We start from the raw sequence: 18,248 nt of genomic DNA, 5'->3' as shown, positions 1-18,248 counted from the left end.
GGATCATCATGGAATTAGAAAAGCAGGCTGCGCAGCTTGCGCGGATCAGGACGAAGCTGGGGCAGGCCCTGCGCAAGGATGCGGAGTTCGCGGAATTCGGTGCCTCATCGCATCAATACAAGCTGGATGAGAAGCTTACGGCAGGCAAGCTGGCGGACTGGGAGGCCCGTTACGGGGTCAAGCTTCCAGAGCCTTTTGCCCGGTTCCTGACAGAGATCGGGAACGGCGGGGCCGGACCGTATTACGGGATTTATCCGCTTGCACAGGCTACCTCCTATACCGAGCTTCCGGCACTCCAGGGCCGGGCGGCGCTTCATCCCGGAATGACCGCAGAGGAATGGAATCTATTGACGGAGCCTCTGACGGGGGAGCGGGACATCTCGGATGAAGAGTACGAGGAAGCGAGAAACAAGGCGCTTGGCGGAATGCTGTGTATCGGCACCCAGGGCTGCGAATATGAGATGTATCTCGTGCTGGAAGGGGAGCACCGGGGGAGGATTGTGTATACCTCGGAATTTTTCCCTGACCGCCCGTTCTTCTTCGTCTATGAAGATAACTTCCTGGACTGGTACGAGCGCTGGCTGGATGAGATTATTCTGGATTATGACAACGCATGGTTTGGCAGCCGGCTTCCGGGTGACGAGAATACGCTCATTCAGTTGTATCGGAACACCCCTGACGGGAAGCTGCAGGTCAAGGCGCTGGAGGCCATGTTCAAGTTCAAGCGAATCGCCCCGTCCACCTTGGAATTCCTAAGCAATGTGGCCGGGCAGGGTTCACGGGATTCCAATACAGCCATCTCGCTGCTCTGCAAAACGTCCTTTGCGGCGGGCAGCCCCTATCTGCTGAAGCTGCTGCAGTCGGATGACGCTGAGGGAGCGCTCCACGCCTTAACCATTCTGCATACTTACGGCAAGAATGAGGACCGGACCGAATTCATTCCGCTGATCCGGCAGAGGCTTGAAGGGATTAATGATGCGGAAACTCTGCGTTATGCCGGTTATATTCTAAAAGACTGCGATGCTATGGACTTCCGCGACTTTGCACCCTTCCTGTGCCATGCCAGCCTGGATATAAAGACGACTGCGGTCTATGCCGTGAGAGATTGCCGGAACAAGCAGGAGAACTGGGAGATCATTGAACAAATGTTCCGCACTGGAGGAACAGAGGTGTTGCGCAGCACCATTTTACATTGGGACGTTATTCCGCACGAGAAGCTGCTGCCTTACTATAAGGCGGTCTGGCCGGAATACAAAAGGAATCCTAATTTCAGGGAAAAGTTCGCCGCTTGCCTGCGGGAGCTGCACCTGCCGGATGATTATTTGGGCTGAGCGGATGTTCCCCGCTAAAATCTGTGGCAATCAGCGCACATCCCTCCATCCTTGAGGCTGCTGTGGTAGGAATGCCCTTGCCGGATGAAGGTGAAGAAGTCACAGCGGTAGTTATACTTAAGGATAAGCAGACACTCGCTCTAGAGGATTTGCAACAATTCTGCGGTCAATCGATAGCCGAATATAAGTTGCCTACCCGCTTAGTGATTACTCAGTCACTTGCCAGAACATCCGTAGGTAAAATAGATAAGAAGGCGATAAAAGATAGTATTTACTAAAGGAGGTTCTCCATGAGACTTCGAGATAAAGTCGTTCTCGTAACAGGCGTTACGGGCACGGCAGGAGATAAAATTGCAAAAAGATGCGTTAGTGAGGGAGCAGAGGTCAAAGGACTTATCCGAAATGCGGACCAGATTGCGCTATGTCAAGAGCTCGGCATTACACCCGTCATCGGAGACTTGACAGATAGAGCTGTTATCGCGGAAGCGCTTCGGAATGTGAATATTATTATTCACGCTGCGGCGTATCTGGGGGAGGATCGGGCAACTGCCGAGGCGTCCAATGTTCAGGGGGTCCAGAGTCTGGTTGACGGTGCTGTATCTGCGGGAGTGGAGCGCTTCGTGCATATTTCTACGGTATCGGTCTATGGTCATTTTGATGGAGAGGTGGAGCTGGATGAAGCTAGCAGCCTTGCCTTCGGCCACGGGGAGGTATACATTTCAACCAAATGTGAATCGGAACGGATTGTACAAGCTGCAAGGGCTAACGGTTTGACAAGTGTGATCCTGCGTCCTGGAGTGATCTGCTCCGAATCCAACTCGCACTGGGGCGACCGACTGATCACTAAGCTTGCTGATTCCGGGGAAGTGGACTGGATTCATCCGGAGGACTTAACGCCCTGGGTGCATGCGGACAACCTGGCTGAGATGTGTGTACTGGCAGCGGCGCAGCCTGCGGCTGGGAACCAGTGCTATAACGCAATTGACGGAAATTATCCGGAAAAAGATTTTACGATGCGTATCGGTCTTGCCCTGAACAAGAAGTTCGTTATACCGGGCGGAGACCCTATAAGAACGGCGTATAGCTGCGACAAAATAAAAAACGAGCTCGGCTACAGCCCGGTCAAAACGTTCGAGGAGACCGTTGTCCGGCTGGAGCAACAAGCTAGGGGAGAGCAAAATGTATAAAAAACCGACGGCCATGCGTTCCGTTCTAGATCCAAAGTATTTGGAATATTGCCTTAGTCCTCTGTACGACATTGGAGATTGGCGAGATAGCTTGTTCTGGTTACGCGGCTTGAACGATACTTACAGAATCCGTACCGGCAGAGGCACTTATATTCTTCGGATCTACCGCCAATCGATAGCTGAAAGTGATGTTGTCTATGAATTGTCCCTCCTGACACAGCTGGAACACCAATTAAGCGCAGTAAATACAAAGGTTTCCGTTCCCCTCCCTCAAAAGAACAGCAGCTTATATACGGTCATCGATGCGCCGGAGGGCCCGAGAGTTGCCGTGATTTACAGCTATCTGACAGGCACTGAGAACGTGCTGCATGATGAGGAATCATGTGCTTCCTTCGGAAAATCGGCTGCTGAATTGCATGCTGCCATGGACAGGGTCTCCTTAGATTTGCCTAGACCGGATCTGGATACCCGCGCTCTGATCTCCCAGCCGCTGGACCGTATTGTGGATTATCTCGGTGAGGGACACCGCTCTGCTGTGTACCTGCGCGAGTTCGCCGGTGCATTAACGGAACGGATCAACGCTGCTAGTCCGGGCCTGGACTGGGGCATCTGCCACGGAGATTTGCACGGGAATAACAATGCCTTCCAGGAGGGCGATGCGTTCACGCATTATGATTTTGAATGGGCGGCACAAGGTTGGCGCGCCTACGACTTGGCCCAGGTCCGGCATAGAAAACGCTTGCCTCAGGAGAAGAAGGAACCGCTGTGGCAGGCGTTAATGTCGGGCTACCGCTCGGTCAGAGACTTCTCCGAACAAGATGAATCAGTAATTGATCTGTTTATGATTGCCCGCCGGTTGTGGGTGATGGGACTTGATGTCGAGTTCATCAGTGATAGCGGGGCGCTGGATTATACGGAAGACTGGCTCGAGGAGTTCATTGATGAGTTCCGCTCTTACGATATAGTCTGATGATCCATGAGGAGGAGGAGGACAGGGATGTACACCATCTATAAGCATTGTCCGGGATTATTAGGGCCGCGTACAAAAGGAGCTGTAACACCGATTACCCTCCGCTAGGCGGGGGATGCTGTTAAAAGCCCATTGCACCTGGGCATCCGCCCAGGCATCTTCTCCGCGAATGCATATGATGATTATGCCTAATGAAACGAAAGAGGAGCGATAGATATGGGATTTATACCAGTGCCGGGAGGCGGCGGAGGATTTCCGGGGATACCGGGATTTCCGGGTGGACCAGGCTTGCCGGGAGGGCCGGGGATTCCAGGGATACCAGGCGGAGGGCCTGGGGGATTTCCGGGGACGCCCGGGGGTGCACCGGGAGGAGTAGCCGCACCGACGGCGCCACCGCCGCAATTCGTACCGCAAGCACCGGCGGTTACTGCTTATGCGGTTGACCCCGGAGGCATCAGAGGATGCCTGTTCCGCAACACTTATATCTGGCTGAATAATGGTGAGCAGTTCTGGTTCTACCCGGTATTCGTGGGCAGAAGTTCGGTCGCAGGCTTCAGATGGAATGGCTTCTTCTGGGGATACTACGGCGTTGATTTGAACCGGGTTAGCTCGTTCACCTGCTTCTAGCCTGGCGGCATCTCCCTGTTTGGCGTACCGTGACTTGGTTAAGTATAGATCAAGATCACGGACAGGGAGGTGTACTATGGACAACCTGTGGATGGCATTCGTCTACCCCGGCAGCTTCTTGAGTCTGCTGGGGATTGTATTACTCATTATTGGCTATCAACGGCGGCGCACGGGCAGGCGTACCCGTCTGGAAGGCGCGGTAGCCCAGCCCGGCCCGCCGGCACCTGGAGGCCCAGGCACCGCATCGTTTCAGCGGGAGGTACGGTATTCGCTGATGGGAGGCATTCTGCTGGGGCTGGGCTTGCTCCTATTTGCTGCATTGGGCGTTACCTCGCTGTTAGAATAGGACAAGCGTATTGAGCTGGAAACGACTTAAGCGATAGCGGGCAGTACGATACACCTTGCTAAATTCGGGAGCAGGGTGTATTCTTAGTCTAATATGTCAGTTAGTACTGACAGTCAACTTTTTGAAATGAGGAATATGATGATGGAGAGCAAATCGCTAAGTACCAGTGATAAACTCCTGACCGCTGCCATTGATCTGTTCGCAGAGAAGGGCTACAAGAGTGTGACCACCCAGGAGATTGCGGCGGCGGCAGGCTTAAGCGAGAAGACGCTGTTCCGCCAGTTCGGAACCAAGCTGAACCTGCTGGAGCGGGCCTTCGACCGGTTTCATTATACCGAAGATATGGCCAGGCTGTTCAAGGAGAGCATTATATGGGATCTTCATACCGATCTGCTGCTGGTCAGCCGGACGTATCATGAGATTATGAACCGCAACCGGAAGATGAATATGATATTTATCAAGGAAGGGGATCAACTCCCCGGTCTTAAGGAGTATAGCAGAACCGCCCCCGAGCAGCTGATGCGGAATCTGACGGATTATTTCAAGGCCATGACCGAGCGGGGGAAGCTGATTCCCGGGAATCCCAGAGTGCAGGCTGTGCAATTTATGGTGATGAATTATGGCGCATTCCTGAACAATCTGGACGATGAGGGGAATTTCACTTCGGTGTCGCTGGAGGAATTCATTACGGCAAGTGTCCAGACCTTTACTAGGGCTTTCACGCCCTAGTTGTTTTTTTGAATGAAATGACAGTGAGTACTGACTGACCTTAATCGAATTGATATATGGAGAGAGGAGCACCACCTATGAAGAACCATGCTGTAACCCCTGACATCAAAGGGAATGTGTTAATGCGCGCGCTCGTTTTTATCCTGGTGATTTCATCAATGAATGCGAATATGTTCAATATTGTGCTGCCTACGATCAGTAAGCAATTTGAATTATCTCCATCCCAGGTAAGCTGGGTCATTACCAGTTATATGATTGTATATGCTGTCGGTGCGGTTACTTTTGGCAAATTGACGGAGAAGTACCGGCTGAAGAACCTGCTGACCTATGGATTACTGCTCTTTGTCCTGGGGTCTATGGCTGGCGTTGCCGCCACCGAATACTGGATGATTATTGCGGGTCGTATAATTCAGGCAGCCGGGGCTTCCGTGATCCCTGCTATGGCTATGATCATCCCGATCCGTTACTTTTCTCCCGAGAAAAGAGGCCGTGCGCTGGGTACGTCTGCCATTGGGATAGCCTTGGGTACCGCGCTGGGGCCGATTATTGCCGGTATGGTCATCAGCGCCTGGAGCTGGCGGATTCTGTTCCTCATTCCGTTGCTGTCGCTGCTGACACTGCCGGTCTACCGCAAATATCTGCAGGGTGATGAATCAGGAAAGGCGGGTCCGATGGACTGGCTTGGCGGCATATTGCTGGCTGGGGCGGTAACGGCAACTTTATTGGCATTAACGAGCGGGAGCTTCCCGTTTGCGCTGGCAGCGGTTCTGATGCTCCTCCTGTTTATTCTGCGTATCCGCTCCGCTGCGGCTCCGTTTATCCATCCCGATATTTTCCGCAACAGGCAGTATTCGATCATCCTGATGATTACCTTCTGCATTACAGGAATCAGCTTCAGCTCTCCATATCTCATCCCGCAGCTGCTGACACTTGTAAACGGTCTGTCTCCCGCCTATGTCGGGATCATCATGCTGCCGGCAGCTATCGTTACCACGGTTCTGGGCCGTAAGGGCGGCAAGCTGGCAGATGAGCACGGGAATCCTCGGCTCGTGTATACGGCAGCCTCGCTTCTGGGCATAGGCTTCCTGTGCCTGTCTTCCGTAGCTGGAGGCTCAGCGGTCCTGGTCTCGATCTCGCTGGTGTTCTGTGTGCTGGGCCAGTCGTTCATGCAGATTGCTATGTCAAATACGGTTTCGCGGACGTTGACCCCAGAGCAGACAGGAGTGGGGATGGGGCTGTTCTCCATGCTCACCTTCATCTCAGCCGCTACATCGACGGCGGTCCTGGGCAAGGTGCTCGACTCCGGTGCCCCGGAAGCGGCGTTCAATCCTATACCTGGAAATGAGGCTTCCTTTGTGTTTAGTAATATTTTTGCGGTGCTTGCTGTTCTGGTTATTGCGGTGAGCATGGTTTATTATGTGCAGTTTGGGCGCAAGGAGAGCAGATCATCCGGGACCATAAGCAGGGGCTTATAATACTAGCCCGGCCAGCCGGTGAATCCCCTGCTCAATCAAGGTCTCATCCACCTTGGCGAACCCCAGCACCCAACCCTTCCTGCGGCTCTCCAGACAGTAGTGTGCAAGCGGATATACCCGGATTCCCTGCTCCAGGGCTAACCGGGTCACGGCTTCCTCATCGTAGTCTGATTCTGCCTCAAGGAAGACATGCAGTCCCGTCTCTGCTCCGCTCAGGGTGAACCGCTCGGCTAGACCGCTTGCGGTTATCGCCTTGGTGATGGCCTCATGTCTGCGGCGGTACACATTGCGGACTCTGCGCATATGGCGCATGAAGTGCCCTTTTTGAATAAAATGGGTCAAGGTGAGCTGGTCCATCACCGGAAGGTGGCGGTAGGTCAGCTCCTGTACGCGGGCCAGCTGGGCAATGGCCCGCGCCGGGCCGACAATCGCCGAGATACGGATGGCCGGGGCGATCATTTTAGAGAAGCTCATCATATACAGGGTATTATTCGGCGCCTGGCTATAGAGCGTGGGCAGCGGGTCGCCACGGTAGCGGAATTCACTGTCATAGCCGTCTTCTATAATCCATAGCTGCTCCTGCACGGCCTGATGCAGCAACTGCTGCCTGCGCGGCTCTGACATCACGGAGCCTATGGCGCACTGGTGCGATGGAGTTACGAAGACCAGACGCGATTCCGGGTGAAGCTGGTCAACCACAAGGCCATGTCCGTCTACCGGGACAGGGGCTACGTGCATCCGCCGGTAATTCATCGCCATCCAGGCCGCAGGGAAGCCGGGATCTTCCACAGAGACGGTATCTCCCTCCGTGAGCAGGGATTGGGCAATCAGGTCAAGGCTGTGCTGCGCTCCTGAGGTCAACAGAATCTGATCGGGCTCAATCCGTATGCCCCGCTCAAGCAGCAAGTAACGCTGAATCTGTTCCCTGAGCGGCAGGAGACCATAGGGATTGCCGTAGGACCAATCGGATACGTCCATTGCGGCAGAGGCGTGAAGCAGCGATTGCCGCCAGTGGTTCTGGAAGGTCCTGTCCACATAAGGCTCGTGGGGGGTGAAATCGATCTCCACCTCCCGAGGCAGATGGCCTCCGAACCAGTCTTGTAACTGATCTACCGCTGAGTTCAGCAGGGGAAGCGAGGGAGGAACGGGGCCTTCCGGTATGGTCTCCCGGGTTGTCTGGGTGACAGGGTTCCATTGGCTTACCCGTGTTCCGCCCCGCCGGGAGGTTATGGTATACCCTCTGCTCAGCAGTTCCTCATAGACGAGCTGCACCGTGGAGCGGGAGACTCCAAGCTGCTCGGCGAGTTCACGGGAAGGGAGCAGCAGCTCACCCGGGGTCCAGATGCCTTGTGTAATATTGTGAATGGCCTGATTCAGCAGTTGCTGCCAGATCGGACTTGGGTCGTTGCGGTTGACGAACATTGTGAGAAGTCCCCTCCCGTTTGTTGTTTCGGTGCAGTGCCTAAATTATGGATTGGTCGAAACTATGTTCTTTGGATATTTTAGCACAATCCAATAGCTGATATACTACCGAATAACGTATACGCGGAGGACGCGGGAAGGAGAGGGTTCGATATGAATCCGGTTCGTTACAAGGTCAGGGAATGTAAGGATGAGGCGAGGATTGAACAGTTTTTGAAGCAGGCGAGAATTGGGTTTCTGGGATTAGCGGATGGTAATCTCCCGTATGTTGTGCCGCTTAACTATGTATGGATGGACGGGAAGCTGTATATCCACGGGGCCGGGGATGGAAGACGCAATCAGGTGATGAGTGAGAACTCAGAGGTATGCTTCACAGTCTGTGAGGAGTATGGGACAATCACGAATCCCGTGCCCGCCAAGACGGATACCGCCTATATGAGCGTGATGGTCTTCGGGCAGGCAGAGCCGGTGACGGATCTGGATGAGGCTACGCAGGTCCTGCAGGAGATGATGAACAAGTATGTGCCCGGATACTATAACCGGCCTCTGTCCAAGCAGCATGTCGAGAAATACCGGTCGGCTGTGTACGGCGGGCCCGTACAAGTGTACCGGATCACTCCGCAGCATCTGACAGCCAAAGAGAATCCGGTTGAAGCAGAGAGTATGTACAAGGCAGGGACGAATGAAGGGCAGAGCGTGGAATAGCTGCACTCCAAACTAAATAGAGATGAGCGCTCGGGCCGGTAACGGCCCGGGCTTGTTCGCGTTATAGGGCAAAGTTGCTGTGACCGCCAGGATATCGTATGGTTGAGTTAATATAGCAAACAAAGGTAGTATAGAGAATATTAGTAGGATCGAGAATACAGGTAGGATCAAGCAGAAAGGATGAAGCAAATGTCCACAGATAACCAAGCTCTTCCCCCGGCTCCGATTACAGAACCCGGACGGTATGTCCTTGATCTGACGGGGCCCGGCAGCCACACGCTTGACCGCAAGCCCGGTATGGGCAGCTTATCGATCGGCCCCAGGGAATCGAAGCAACCAGCGGAGTTGCTGGTCGCTGCGGATGAGCGCATCACCTGGTCTGTCTTCGAGCCCTTCGCCACCCCGGCCGGCTCGCCATGGCCGCGATATATAAGCTATACCGGCGGTGACACGGGCTTCCTGGAGTGGGCGGAACGGCGGCCGATTGAGAGTATAAGCTGGACCCCGGTGCTGCCGGAGGCTGTATCGTTGGACGGTAGCCGGGCGGATATCTATAACCTGGGTATTAAGCTGGGGCCTAAGGCAGCAGGACAACTTAGCCTGGTCCTGCCGGACAAGCTGTACAACCTGAGCTTGTCTGGTGATCTGACCCGCTTCTCGGCTTCCGGCCATCTGCCCACTACTCTGGCCTTAGTACCGGATATGAGCCGGCGCAGCAGTGATGCGCCGTACCGGCTGCCGGATCTGGGGGAGCTGCAGGGTGTGACTCACCTGGCGCTGAATAGCCCGCCGCTGGGCCAGCCGATCTCGCTGGATGGCCTGGAGCGGTTCCCGAACCTTGAATCCCTCAGCCTGTGGGGAAGCTTCTGCGATCTGGAAGCGCTTGCCCGCCTTACCGGGCTGACCAGCCTGGAGCTGCGCTTCATGCCGGAGCTTGACGGTCTGCCTTCGCTGGATACGTGGCCGCTGCTGGACCGGTTCATCGCCTACAATGTCGAGGAGGCCGTAGGCAAACGTCTGCGGCAGCAGATGAAGGCGCGCGCCAAGGTCCGCCCCTGGGATGATTATGCCTCCATAAGCCAGCTCAGGAAGCCGGAGTGGTGGCAGAGCGAATACGGCCGCCCGTTCTCCGCCTGGCCGAAGCGTCTGGCCAAGCTGGCGAACGAAGCCTACGATGCTGCACAAGCAGCTATGGCGGAGGCCCGCAATCTTGAAGAGGCGGAAGCAGCCATTACCGCCTTCACCCTGCGCTTCAATTCACTGAAGGGTATCGAGACTACCGAGAGGGAAGACCTTGGCGAAGCCGTATGGCAGCTCAGCCAGTCAGAGCACCAGATCGGGCAGCCTATAACAGAGGAAGCGGCGCAGGGCTGGTTCGATGCGGCCCGTGATTATTAATTAAAAAGTTTATAAAAATTAAGATAAATCTTAAAATTTAGTTTCATTAGTGATAAACTAGGATCAGGATTGATCCAAACGGTGTGTGACTTGGTCCGCGCTGGCTTGCTATGGCGCCTAAGCAGGAGTGCCTGCATCCTTCCTGCAAATCGTAGGGTAGAAGGACGGTATAATATGAGCAACCAACAAACAAAAACAGACGTTATTTTAATTGGTGCTGGAATCATGAGTGCAACACTTGGTTCACTGTTAAAGGAATTAGTACCGGATTGGCAAATAACCGTGTTTGAGCGGCGTGCGGGTGCCGGGGAGGAAAGTTCGGGGGAATGGAACAATGCGGGAACGGGGCATTCTTCACTCTGCGAGCTTAACTATACTACAGAGCAGCCGGACGGATCGATCGACATCAGCAAGGCGATTAAGGTGAACGAGGAATTTCAGTTCTCCAAGCAATTTTGGTCCTATCTGGTGAGCCAGAAACGAATACACAATCCGCAGGATTTCATTGTACCTGTGCCACATATGAGCTTTGTGGAAGGACAGAAGGACGTTGCATTTTTACAAAAACGATATGAAGCGCTTTCAAATAGTCCGCTATTTCAAGGCATGGAATTCTCCGATGACCCAAGGCAGCTGATGGAATGGATTCCGCTGATGATGAAGAACCGGAAGCTGGACCAGCCGATAGCGGCTACCAAAATCGATTCGGGAACGGATGTGAACTTCGGCGCTCTGACCCGTATGCTGTTCAACCACTTGCAGAGCAATAACACCGATATTAGGTATAATCATCAGGTGGATGACCTGAAGCGCGCGAAGGACGGCTCCTGGGAGCTGAAGGTGAAGAATCTCGCCAGCGGCGTAACAGAGCGTCATAACGCCAAGTTCGTCTTCATCGGCGGCGGGGGAGGAAGCCTGCATCTGCTGCAGAAATCCGGCATCCCGGAAGGTAAGAAGATTGGCGGATTCCCGGTAAGCGGACTGTTCATGGTCTGCAAGAAGCCGGAGATTGTAGCCCAGCATCATGCCAAGGTGTACGGTAAGGCTGCTGTAGGTGCGCCTCCGATGTCTGTTCCGCATCTGGATACCCGGGTGATCGATAAGCAGGAATCCCTGTTCTTCGGGCCGTTTGCCGGCTTCTCGCCCAAGTTCCTGAAATACGGCTCCATGTTCGATCTGATTACCTCGGTCAAGCCGGATAATCTGGTTACGATGCTTGCAGCAGGAGCGAAGAACCTGTCATTGACCAAGTATCTGATCGGGCAGGTCATGCTGTCCAAAGAACAGCGCATGGAAGCGCTGCGGGAGTTCATCCCGGATGCCAGCAGCGAGGATTGGGAGCTGGTGGTGGCGGGCCAGCGGGTGCAGATTATTAAGGATACAGCAGCCGGTAAAGGCATGCTTCAATTCGGAACGGAAGTGATCAGCAGCGCGGACGGCTCCATCGCCGCATTGCTGGGAGCCTCTCCAGGGGCGTCAACGGCCGTCTCTGTCATGCTGGAGGTAATCACCAAGTGCTTCCCGCAGCAGATCAAGGCCTGGGAGCCGAAGATCAAGCAGATGATTCCTGCCTACGGCATGTCCCTGTCGGCTAACCCGAAGCTATTGAACGACATTCATGCTTCCGCAGCGCACACGCTGGGCCTGACGAATGGAACAGATGGGCATGAGCCGCCAGCCGCGGTCAACCATCTGTAGGCAATAGAGAGCGTACGGCTGACCACCAGCCTGTCAGCTCTTATATACATGCAAAGAGGCCATCCCTTGGGATAGCCTCTTTGTCTTCCTGTGTCCATCTCTGAGTACTTCAAGGGCGATCAAGCCTTATGAGTCTTGAACAGCCGGATGGCCAGAATCAGAGCCACCGCTACAGCCGCGAGACCCGCCCAGTTCAGGTGGAGCACAGAGGTACGGCTGATCACATAGCCGCCTAGGCCCGATCCCAGCGCGAAGCCGAACTGGATGAAGGAGGTATTGACGCTCAGGGCCATATCCGGGTTCCGGGGAACCAGGGTGACCAGCAGGAGCTGTTGCGCGGGGGAGATGCTCCAGGTCCCCAGCATGAAGATCATCAGGATCAGGAGGAGGACGATCACATGAACGCCTGCCATTGCGAACAGGAGGAGCGTGGCTGCCTGTAACAGAAGTCCCGTAATTATGGTGAACTTCGATCCTTTGGAATCAGCCAATTGCCCGCCTAACTTGGAGCCCATGAAGCTGCAGACCCCCGCCAGGAAGAGCACCCCGCTGATTTCGGTCACAGACAGTGAGGATGCGGCCTGCAGGTAAGGGGTAATATAAGTGAAGAGTGTAGCGTAACCCCCTACATATAGTAAGGTGATCGCCAGAGCAGTAACAATTCTGGAATCCTTCAGCACAGACAGCTGCATCCTGAGGGTGACGGCTTCTTTTTCTTTGATGGCAGGGACCTTGGCAGAGATGATGAACAGCGGAACAAGGCTCAGCCCCCCGACGATGATGAACAGAGCCCTCCACCCAAAGTGTTCACTGAAAAAAGTGCCGGCCGGAACGCCCAGAACCAGCGAGCTGCTCAGTCCCATCAGAATAATGCCAATCGCATTGCCTCTGCGCTCCTTCTCCACGAGCCGTGTAGCTACAGCCATAGCGACTACGGTAGCTATGCCCCCGCTTGCCCCTTGGATAACCCGTACCCCCAGCATAGCTTCATAAGGCAGGTTCAGAAGCATCAGCCCGTTGCTGGCAATGAACACGCCGAGGGCGGTCATCAACAGCTTTTTTCGGTCCATATTGAGGGTGAGTGCAATGAGAACCGGTGCAATAATCGCTGCGGACAGCGCGAAGACAGTCACCATCAGACCCACTTCGGAGGTGGATACGCTAAGATCTGCCGCCATCATCTCAATGACGCCGGTAATAATATATTCAATCGTCCCGATCAGAAAAACGGCAAGTGCCAGAATATATATCGTCAATCGGTTATTCAAATTCATTCGCTCCTTGTGGTTTCATATCCTTGTACATTCATAACGGAATCGGCCGCCGTTCTTGTCATCACTCTACGATGCTGCTAAGGTTAAGTCAAAGAAACGTTTCTGAATGGAACGTTCATTTTTTTTGAATGAAGGAGTGACATCAGATGGAATTGCGCCAACTTAAAACCTTTTATACGCTGGCTTCCACGCTCAATTTCGCCCGCGCCGCCGAAGCGCAGAACTATGTTCCCTCAACGGTTACGATGCAAATGAAGGCCCTGGAGGAGGAATTAGGAGTGAAGCTGGTGGACCGGCTCGGTAAAAATGTGACGTTAACCGATACCGGAAAAACGTTCCTGCGTTATGCGGATAACATCCTGTGTATGGTGGAGGAGGCGCAGCATGCCCTTAAGCAGCCCGGCGAGCTGACAGGCACCATCGTGATTAGCGCAGATGAGACATTATGCACCTACCGGCTCCCCGCTGTGTTGCAGAAGTTCCGGCAGCTTCATCCCGGAGTCCGCTTGATCTTCCTGCCGCTCGTGAGTCCAAGCCTCAGACAGAGTCTGCGGGACGGGGATGTTGATGTTATCTTCATGCTGGATGAAGTGAAGGGAGAGAGCGGATTTTGCGGAGAAAAAATAAGGGAGGAACGCTTCTGTCTCCTGGCTGCTCCCGATCATCCGCTGGCGTCGCGTCCGGCGCTTGCTATCGAGGATTTCCACGGTGAAACGTTCTTACTGACGGAGCAAGGGTGCTCCTACCGCAGCTTCTTCGAGCGCAGCCTGTCGCAGAAGGGGATGGCAGGCATTACGGAACTTGAGTTTCACAGCGCAGAAGCCATCAAACAATGTGCGAAGCTGGGCATGGGCATCGCCATCCTGCCTGAAATGGCTGTAAGCGAAGAATTGAAGCGGGGGGAGCTGATCTCCCTGCCGTGGGATTTGACCGCAGTATCTTTTGCCACCCAGATGTTCTGGCATGAGGAGAAGTGGCTCTCCCCGGCAATTGAGGCTTTTCTCCGTCTGGCCCGGGATCTCGAATCCTCCCCTTGACCTTAGGTCTGACCCAGGGTGTATCGTAGGGATATTCCAAGCCGCAGTCCGGGGAGTGATTAGATGAGAAATGAAATAACAATTAGTGAACTGGCCAAGCTGATGAATGTATCGGTTCACCAGATCCGGTATTTTGAAGAGAAGGGTGTTCTGCAGCCTGCTTATACCGGTGAGAATCAGTACAGAATGTACAGTATGGATCAAGTGTATCAGCTCGCGCATATCCTGCTGCTCCGCAAGCTTGAAGTGCCTGTTCAGTCGATTAATGAATGTATGGGCTATAGTCCGGAGCAGCATCGCGGGCTGCTGGAGCATTCTCTGGAGGGGATTGAGCAAGAGCTGCGCCGCCTCCGGGAGCTTCGGCAGTTTATCCGTAAAATGCTGGAGGAACAGCAGAGCTACAGCACCTCCCCTGAGACCTTTCAGATTAAGAAGTGTAAGGCTACAAGACTTATGCAGGTGATGAAGCTGGATTCACACAGGAAGCTGAGTGCAGCGCTGCTTGCGGAGCAGGCGGCAGGGATACCGGATCTGTTCGAATCGGATATGTATTATGTGCTGGAGGAGCCGGGCGCTGTGACCTTGTGTCTGGAGCAGCCGGAGGCGGGCGGAGTTATTTTACCGGAAGGGGAGTATCTGACTCTGCAATGTGTGGCCCGGGAGGAGGAGCTGGAGCAGTGGACCGGCCGGCTGCTGGAGCATGCTGCTGCACAAGCGATTCCTCTCGCGGGACCGCTGGTGGTCATTGAACGTTCTTATCTCTCCCTTTTCGTTCAAGACAAGCTGCATTATGAGCTGAGGGCCTGCATCGGCCCGGCTGCACCCGTGGAAGGGAGAGGTTCCGTATGAGAACGATGTCAACAGGTACAACGTCAATAAGCACAGCGCCAGTAACTATCGAACCTATGGAGGCGAGGTATAATCGTGCGGTGGGGGGGCTGCTGGCTCAAGCTTTTCAGGGGAAATTCCAGAACCGGATCAGGCTGAAGGAGGGAGAGCTGGCAGGGTGCTTCGAAATGCTGCTTCAGTATGCTCCTGCTGATCCCTATACACACAGGATGGTAGCTGTGCAGCAGGGTGAGGTGATTGGCAGCATCGCGATTAAGTGTACACCTGAAGCCCGCCTTTTGGGGAAAAGGCAGACGCCTCCGTTACCGGGAACCTCACAGCTATTAGGCAAACGGGGCATGATCAGAATGCTGATCGGCCTCTATGTACTAGACCATACCCCGGCAGCAGGCGAGTGTTATATTACCGACCTTGCGGTCCACCCGGAGCATCAGAACAAAGGGGTAGGAAGGTTGCTTATAGAGTGGGCGCAGAAGCTTGTGGATCAAGACCCGGGACTGAATCGTCTCAGCCTGCATGTATCAGCCGGTAATCCGCATGCCCGTCAGCTATACGGGAAGTGGTCCTTCCATACGGAAGCCCGGGAGACACGTTATACCCTGTATTTATTGTTCAATGAACTGCGCTGGGAATACATGGTTCAGAAGAGAGGCGGATACAGAAATGAAGACAACGAAGAAGCTATGGATATCTCTGCTAACTATAGTGCTGCTCCTTAGCGGTGCGGGGCTGTATATTGTGCAGCAGAACCGCTTTGAGATGACGGAGCAGGCCATCCGGATTGCGTCGCCTGAGGGCGAGCTGACGGGTACGCTGGTGCTGCCCAAGGGGTCTTCAGCAGCTTCCGGCAAGCTGGGACTGGTCCTCTTCATTCATGGGGACGGGCCGATTAATGCCTCGCATGATGATGGATATAAGCCGCTATGGGAGCGGTTAGCCAGTCTGGGGTATGCCTCCTTGTCTCTTGATAAAAGAGGGATCGGCGGTTCCGCAGGCGATTGGCTGGATCAGAGTATAGATGACCGGGTGGAAGAAGCCCGCGAGGCTATTGCATGGGCCCGGAAGCAGCCGGATATCGATCCGGACCGGATCGGGGTGTGGGGCGCCAGTCAGGCAGGCTGGGTGATTCCCAAGCTGGCGGGCAAGGAGCCGCTCGCCTTCAGCATCCTGGTCTCCCCGGCTATTAACTGGCTGCGCCAGGGTGCCTATCATACCCGGCAGCAAATGCTGCAGGAAGGGAAATCGGAAGCGGAGATTCAAGCGGAAGTGGCATCTAACAACGAGGTTTTGGAGCTTTTGGCGCAGAAGGCGAGCTATGAAGACTATCTGGCTGTAGTGAAGGAAGATGACCCGATGACGCGGGAGCGGTGGACCTTTGTCAGTAAGAATTACCTGTCGGATGCAGGGGAGGATCTTAAGCAATTCCATTCCCCGGTGCTGTTGCTGCTGGGCCAGCAGGATATTCATGTAGACTGGCAGGAGACAGAGCAGGTGTACCGCAAGCTCGTCCGGCCGGAGCTGCTGAGCGTGGCGGTCTTCCCGGAGGCTGAGCATTCGATGCTGAGCAAGAAGACGGCGGATTCCAGCTTCAGAGCGCTCATGATCAGCCTCTTCGCCCCACGCCACATTACAGTTCCGGGCTATATGGATCGGATTGGGGAATTTCTTAAGGAGCTGGAGTAGCAGCCCGCTCCCTTAGCACCGTAATTACTACGTATACCGGCTCATCATTTCAAGCAGATACTTACGGAATTCTTCACGGTAGGCCTTCGGCTCCATAATCTCCAGATGGGTGCCGAAGCCGGCCAGGAATTGATATCCGATCGGGTGCTGCGGAATATAGAACGTAGCCAGCAGTTGTTCCGCGTTATAGGCTTCGATGCTCTTGCGGCCATAACGTTCAATGAATTGATCCTTAATCCCCGGCGAGATCAGCGCCTTCACTTCGGTTAACTGCGGCGGAACTTCAGCCTCCCGTGCCTGATTCAGCATATCCGCTCTGGGGCTGAAGGTCTGTTTCATCCGCTCCAGCTGCTCCATCCGGGAGAGCTTGAACATCCGCGCGCCCATCCGCTCCAGGCAGAAGCCCTTCAGATACCAGCTCGATTCACTGAAATGAAGCTGATACGGCTCCACTGTCCGTGTCGTGGGAGTACCTGTTCTATCGGTATAGTCAAAAGAGAGCAGCCGGCTCCCGGCGATGGCCTCCTGACAGAGCTTCATGGCTCCGGCAAGCTCCGCGCGTCCCTCCCAGCCATAGAAGGACAGCTGAACCGATCCCTTAGAAGCGAGCGGGCTAACCATCGCTTCTATTTTTCGTAGCGTCATGGCAACGTCTTCGCTGATCAGAATTTGCTCCAGCCCGCCGAGCGCAGCCAGTATATTCTCCAGATCGGAGCTGCTCAGCAGCCGCTTGTCCATCTTGTATTCTTCCATAATGCCGTAGCCGCCCTGCACGCCGGGTGTGGCGTATATAGGAATGTGCGCCAGGCTGAGCGCTTCCATATCGCGGAGAATCGTCCGTTTGGACACGCCGAATAATTGTGCGAACTCTGAGCTGGGCACAATATCTTTTTTGAGCAGAATCATGATGATGGTAATCAGCCGCTCCACCTTGTCCATCCGGTTCCCTCTTTCTTAAGTGAAGTGTGAAACGGTGACATACAGCCGTCACCTATCGTGTATTATACTACATTTATCTTAAGGAGGAGGTTATGCTTTATGTCAGCTATTGCCTATATTAATTTCGATGGTGTTGCCGGAGAAGCGATTGAATTCTATGCGGAGGCTTTGCAGGCCACTACAGTGAAGAAGGTTACATTCGGAGATATTCCGCAGGACCCGAACTATCCCCTGCCGGCCAATGAGTTAGCGATGATTATGGAGTCTTCTCTAGCATTCGAGGGCGGGACAATTATGATGTCCGACCTGTTACCTTCTATGCAGCAGGTTACAGGCGAACTGGTGAAGGGGAACAACCTCATGATCAGTCTCGTCATTGAGGACAAGCAGAAGCTCGAAGAGTACTATAATCAGCTGTCCCAGGGAGGAACAGTTATCATGCCGCTCTCCAGCACACCATGGTCTTCATGCTTCGGGATGATCGTGGATAAGTTCGGCATTGGGTGGAAGTTCAACAGTGATGCCGTGCAATTCCTTGATAATGTGCTGGCCAGCCGGGGCAAGCTCTGAAATATTTT

At 54.3% G+C, this 18,248-nt stretch carries 19 protein-coding genes; 16 read left to right on the top strand and 3 right to left on the bottom strand.

Annotation, left to right across the window (positions count from 1 at the left end; all coding sequences use genetic code 11):
* The first annotated feature begins 8 nt into the window (after window positions 1-8).
* The 8 genes from C173_RS04945 (at window position 9) to C173_RS04910 (ending at window position 6,665) form a co-directional block, all read left to right on the top strand.
* Complete coding sequence (locus tag C173_RS04945) at window positions 9-1,331, top strand: SMI1/KNR4 family protein (protein WP_036722944.1); 1,323 nt, start codon at window positions 9-11, stop codon at window positions 1,329-1,331.
* Window positions 1,332-1,354: 23 nt separating this feature from the next.
* Entirely contained in the window at window positions 1,355-1,609 is a 255-nt protein-coding gene (locus C173_RS04940; RefSeq protein WP_235191776.1) for an AMP-binding enzyme, read from the top strand.
* A gap of 12 nt (window positions 1,610-1,621) precedes the next feature.
* Window positions 1,622-2,518 (top strand): NAD-dependent epimerase/dehydratase family protein, encoded by an 897-nt coding sequence (locus tag C173_RS04935; protein WP_036722942.1) that lies wholly within the window; start codon window positions 1,622-1,624, stop codon window positions 2,516-2,518.
* Complete coding sequence (locus C173_RS04930) at window positions 2,511-3,488, top strand: phosphotransferase (RefSeq protein ID WP_036722940.1); 978 nt, start codon at window positions 2,511-2,513, stop codon at window positions 3,486-3,488. Before C173_RS04935 ends, C173_RS04930 begins: the two co-directional genes overlap by 8 nt.
* A gap of 216 nt (window positions 3,489-3,704) precedes the next feature.
* Window positions 3,705-4,115 carry a hypothetical protein gene (locus tag C173_RS04925; RefSeq protein ID WP_036722939.1) on the top strand — a complete coding sequence of 137 codons (411 nt, stop codon included), beginning with the start codon at window positions 3,705-3,707 and terminating at the stop codon, window positions 4,113-4,115.
* 76 nt (window positions 4,116-4,191) lie between these two features.
* Window positions 4,192-4,461, top strand: a complete 270-nt coding sequence (locus tag C173_RS04920) for a hypothetical protein (protein ID WP_036722938.1) — start codon at window positions 4,192-4,194, stop codon at window positions 4,459-4,461.
* A 138-nt stretch (window positions 4,462-4,599) separates the two neighbouring features.
* Window positions 4,600-5,190, top strand: a complete 591-nt coding sequence (locus tag C173_RS04915; RefSeq protein WP_155991240.1) for a TetR/AcrR family transcriptional regulator — start codon at window positions 4,600-4,602, stop codon at window positions 5,188-5,190.
* Window positions 5,191-5,267: 77 nt separating this feature from the next.
* A complete protein-coding gene (locus tag C173_RS04910; RefSeq protein WP_036722936.1) occupies window positions 5,268-6,665 on the top strand; it encodes an MFS transporter in 1,398 nt (465 codons plus the stop codon).
* Here the strand turns inward: C173_RS04910 and pdxR are convergent.
* A complete protein-coding gene (gene pdxR, locus C173_RS04905; protein WP_036722934.1) occupies window positions 6,660-8,087 on the bottom strand; it encodes a MocR-like pyridoxine biosynthesis transcription factor PdxR in 1,428 nt (475 codons plus the stop codon). The two genes, C173_RS04910 and pdxR, sit on opposite strands and share 6 nt — an antisense overlap.
* 153 nt (window positions 8,088-8,240) lie before the next feature.
* Here pdxR and C173_RS04900 point away from each other — a divergent pair, with 153 nt between their 5' ends.
* The 3 genes from C173_RS04900 to C173_RS04890 all read left to right on the top strand — a co-directional run bounded on the left by C173_RS04900 (window position 8,241) and on the right by C173_RS04890 (window position 11,888).
* Complete coding sequence (locus tag C173_RS04900; protein ID WP_036722933.1) at window positions 8,241-8,792, top strand: pyridoxamine 5'-phosphate oxidase family protein; 552 nt, start codon at window positions 8,241-8,243, stop codon at window positions 8,790-8,792.
* Window positions 8,793-8,981: 189 nt separating this feature from the next.
* Window positions 8,982-10,190, top strand: coding sequence for a hypothetical protein (locus C173_RS04895; RefSeq protein ID WP_036722932.1), 1,209 nt, complete (start codon window positions 8,982-8,984; stop codon window positions 10,188-10,190).
* A gap of 174 nt (window positions 10,191-10,364) precedes the next feature.
* Window positions 10,365-11,888 carry a malate:quinone oxidoreductase gene (locus C173_RS04890; RefSeq protein ID WP_036722930.1) on the top strand — a complete coding sequence of 508 codons (1,524 nt, stop codon included), beginning with the start codon at window positions 10,365-10,367 and terminating at the stop codon, window positions 11,886-11,888.
* 119 nt (window positions 11,889-12,007) lie between these two features.
* On the opposite strand, the gene C173_RS04885 is transcribed toward C173_RS04890, so the two are convergent.
* Window positions 12,008-13,162, bottom strand: a complete 1,155-nt coding sequence (locus C173_RS04885; RefSeq protein ID WP_081751013.1) for an MFS transporter — start codon at window positions 13,160-13,162, stop codon at window positions 12,008-12,010.
* Between the two features lie 146 nt (window positions 13,163-13,308).
* Here C173_RS04885 and C173_RS04880 point away from each other — a divergent pair, with 146 nt between their 5' ends.
* The 4 genes from C173_RS04880 (at window position 13,309) to C173_RS04865 (ending at window position 16,731) form a co-directional block, all read left to right on the top strand.
* Window positions 13,309-14,199, top strand: a complete 891-nt coding sequence (locus C173_RS04880) for a LysR family transcriptional regulator (RefSeq protein WP_036722928.1) — start codon at window positions 13,309-13,311, stop codon at window positions 14,197-14,199.
* A 63-nt stretch (window positions 14,200-14,262) separates the two neighbouring features.
* The gene (locus tag C173_RS04875; protein WP_036722926.1) at window positions 14,263-15,048 is read left to right on the top strand and encodes a MerR family transcriptional regulator; all 786 of its coding nucleotides are present in this window, start codon (window positions 14,263-14,265) and stop codon (window positions 15,046-15,048) included.
* Complete coding sequence (locus C173_RS04870) at window positions 15,045-15,767, top strand: GNAT family N-acetyltransferase (protein WP_081751012.1); 723 nt, start codon at window positions 15,045-15,047, stop codon at window positions 15,765-15,767. Before C173_RS04875 ends, C173_RS04870 begins: the two co-directional genes overlap by 4 nt.
* Window positions 15,712-16,731, top strand: a complete 1,020-nt coding sequence (locus C173_RS04865) for an alpha/beta hydrolase family protein (RefSeq protein ID WP_036722924.1) — start codon at window positions 15,712-15,714, stop codon at window positions 16,729-16,731. Before C173_RS04870 ends, C173_RS04865 begins: the two co-directional genes overlap by 56 nt.
* Before the next feature lie 27 nt (window positions 16,732-16,758).
* Here the strand turns inward: C173_RS04865 and C173_RS04860 are convergent, their stop codons facing one another.
* Window positions 16,759-17,670, bottom strand: a complete 912-nt coding sequence (locus tag C173_RS04860; RefSeq protein WP_036722923.1) for a helix-turn-helix transcriptional regulator — start codon at window positions 17,668-17,670, stop codon at window positions 16,759-16,761.
* A 99-nt stretch (window positions 17,671-17,769) separates the two neighbouring features.
* Between C173_RS04860 and C173_RS04855 the strand changes: the two genes are divergently transcribed.
* Window positions 17,770-18,240 carry a VOC family protein gene (locus tag C173_RS04855; protein ID WP_036722922.1) on the top strand — a complete coding sequence of 157 codons (471 nt, stop codon included), beginning with the start codon at window positions 17,770-17,772 and terminating at the stop codon, window positions 18,238-18,240.
* The last annotated feature ends 8 nt before the right edge of the window (window positions 18,241-18,248 follow it).

This window comes from Paenibacillus sp. FSL R7-277 (assembly GCF_000517965.1).
Lineage (GTDB): Bacteria > Bacillota > Bacilli > Paenibacillales > Paenibacillaceae > Paenibacillus_AQ > Paenibacillus_AQ silagei.
Note: the sequence above shows the minus strand (reverse complement) of the source record. Positions and strands in the feature narration are given on the sequence as shown.

Excerpts from the sequence above, each read along its gene's own strand:
- C173_RS04910 (WP_036722936.1), top strand. The coding sequence starts at position 5,268 with ATGAAGAACCATGCTGTAACCCCTGACATCAAAGGGAATGTGTTAATG.
- C173_RS04860 (WP_036722923.1), bottom strand. The coding sequence starts at position 17,670 with ATGGACAAGGTGGAGCGGCTGATTACCATCATCATGATTCTGCTCAAA.
- C173_RS04925 (WP_036722939.1), top strand. The coding sequence starts at position 3,705 with ATGGGATTTATACCAGTGCCGGGAGGCGGCGGAGGATTTCCGGGGATA.
- C173_RS04915 (WP_155991240.1), top strand. The coding sequence starts at position 4,600 with ATGATGGAGAGCAAATCGCTAAGTACCAGTGATAAACTCCTGACCGCT.
- C173_RS04890 (WP_036722930.1), top strand. The coding sequence starts at position 10,365 with ATGAGCAACCAACAAACAAAAACAGACGTTATTTTAATTGGTGCTGGA.
- C173_RS04935 (WP_036722942.1), top strand. The coding sequence starts at position 1,622 with ATGAGACTTCGAGATAAAGTCGTTCTCGTAACAGGCGTTACGGGCACG.
- C173_RS04900 (WP_036722933.1), top strand. The coding sequence starts at position 8,241 with ATGAATCCGGTTCGTTACAAGGTCAGGGAATGTAAGGATGAGGCGAGG.
- C173_RS04855 (WP_036722922.1), top strand. The coding sequence starts at position 17,770 with ATGTCAGCTATTGCCTATATTAATTTCGATGGTGTTGCCGGAGAAGCG.
- C173_RS04895 (WP_036722932.1), top strand. The coding sequence starts at position 8,982 with ATGTCCACAGATAACCAAGCTCTTCCCCCGGCTCCGATTACAGAACCC.
- C173_RS04945 (WP_036722944.1), top strand. The coding sequence starts at position 9 with ATGGAATTAGAAAAGCAGGCTGCGCAGCTTGCGCGGATCAGGACGAAG.
- C173_RS04920 (WP_036722938.1), top strand. The coding sequence starts at position 4,192 with ATGGACAACCTGTGGATGGCATTCGTCTACCCCGGCAGCTTCTTGAGT.
- C173_RS04885 (WP_081751013.1), bottom strand. The coding sequence starts at position 13,162 with ATGAATTTGAATAACCGATTGACGATATATATTCTGGCACTTGCCGTT.
- pdxR (WP_036722934.1), bottom strand. The coding sequence starts at position 8,087 with ATGTTCGTCAACCGCAACGACCCAAGTCCGATCTGGCAGCAACTGCTG.
- C173_RS04870 (WP_081751012.1), top strand. The coding sequence starts at position 15,045 with ATGAGAACGATGTCAACAGGTACAACGTCAATAAGCACAGCGCCAGTA.
- C173_RS04880 (WP_036722928.1), top strand. The coding sequence starts at position 13,309 with ATGGAATTGCGCCAACTTAAAACCTTTTATACGCTGGCTTCCACGCTC.
- C173_RS04930 (WP_036722940.1), top strand. The coding sequence starts at position 2,511 with ATGTATAAAAAACCGACGGCCATGCGTTCCGTTCTAGATCCAAAGTAT.
- C173_RS04875 (WP_036722926.1), top strand. The coding sequence starts at position 14,263 with ATGAGAAATGAAATAACAATTAGTGAACTGGCCAAGCTGATGAATGTA.
- C173_RS04865 (WP_036722924.1), top strand. The coding sequence starts at position 15,712 with ATGAAGACAACGAAGAAGCTATGGATATCTCTGCTAACTATAGTGCTG.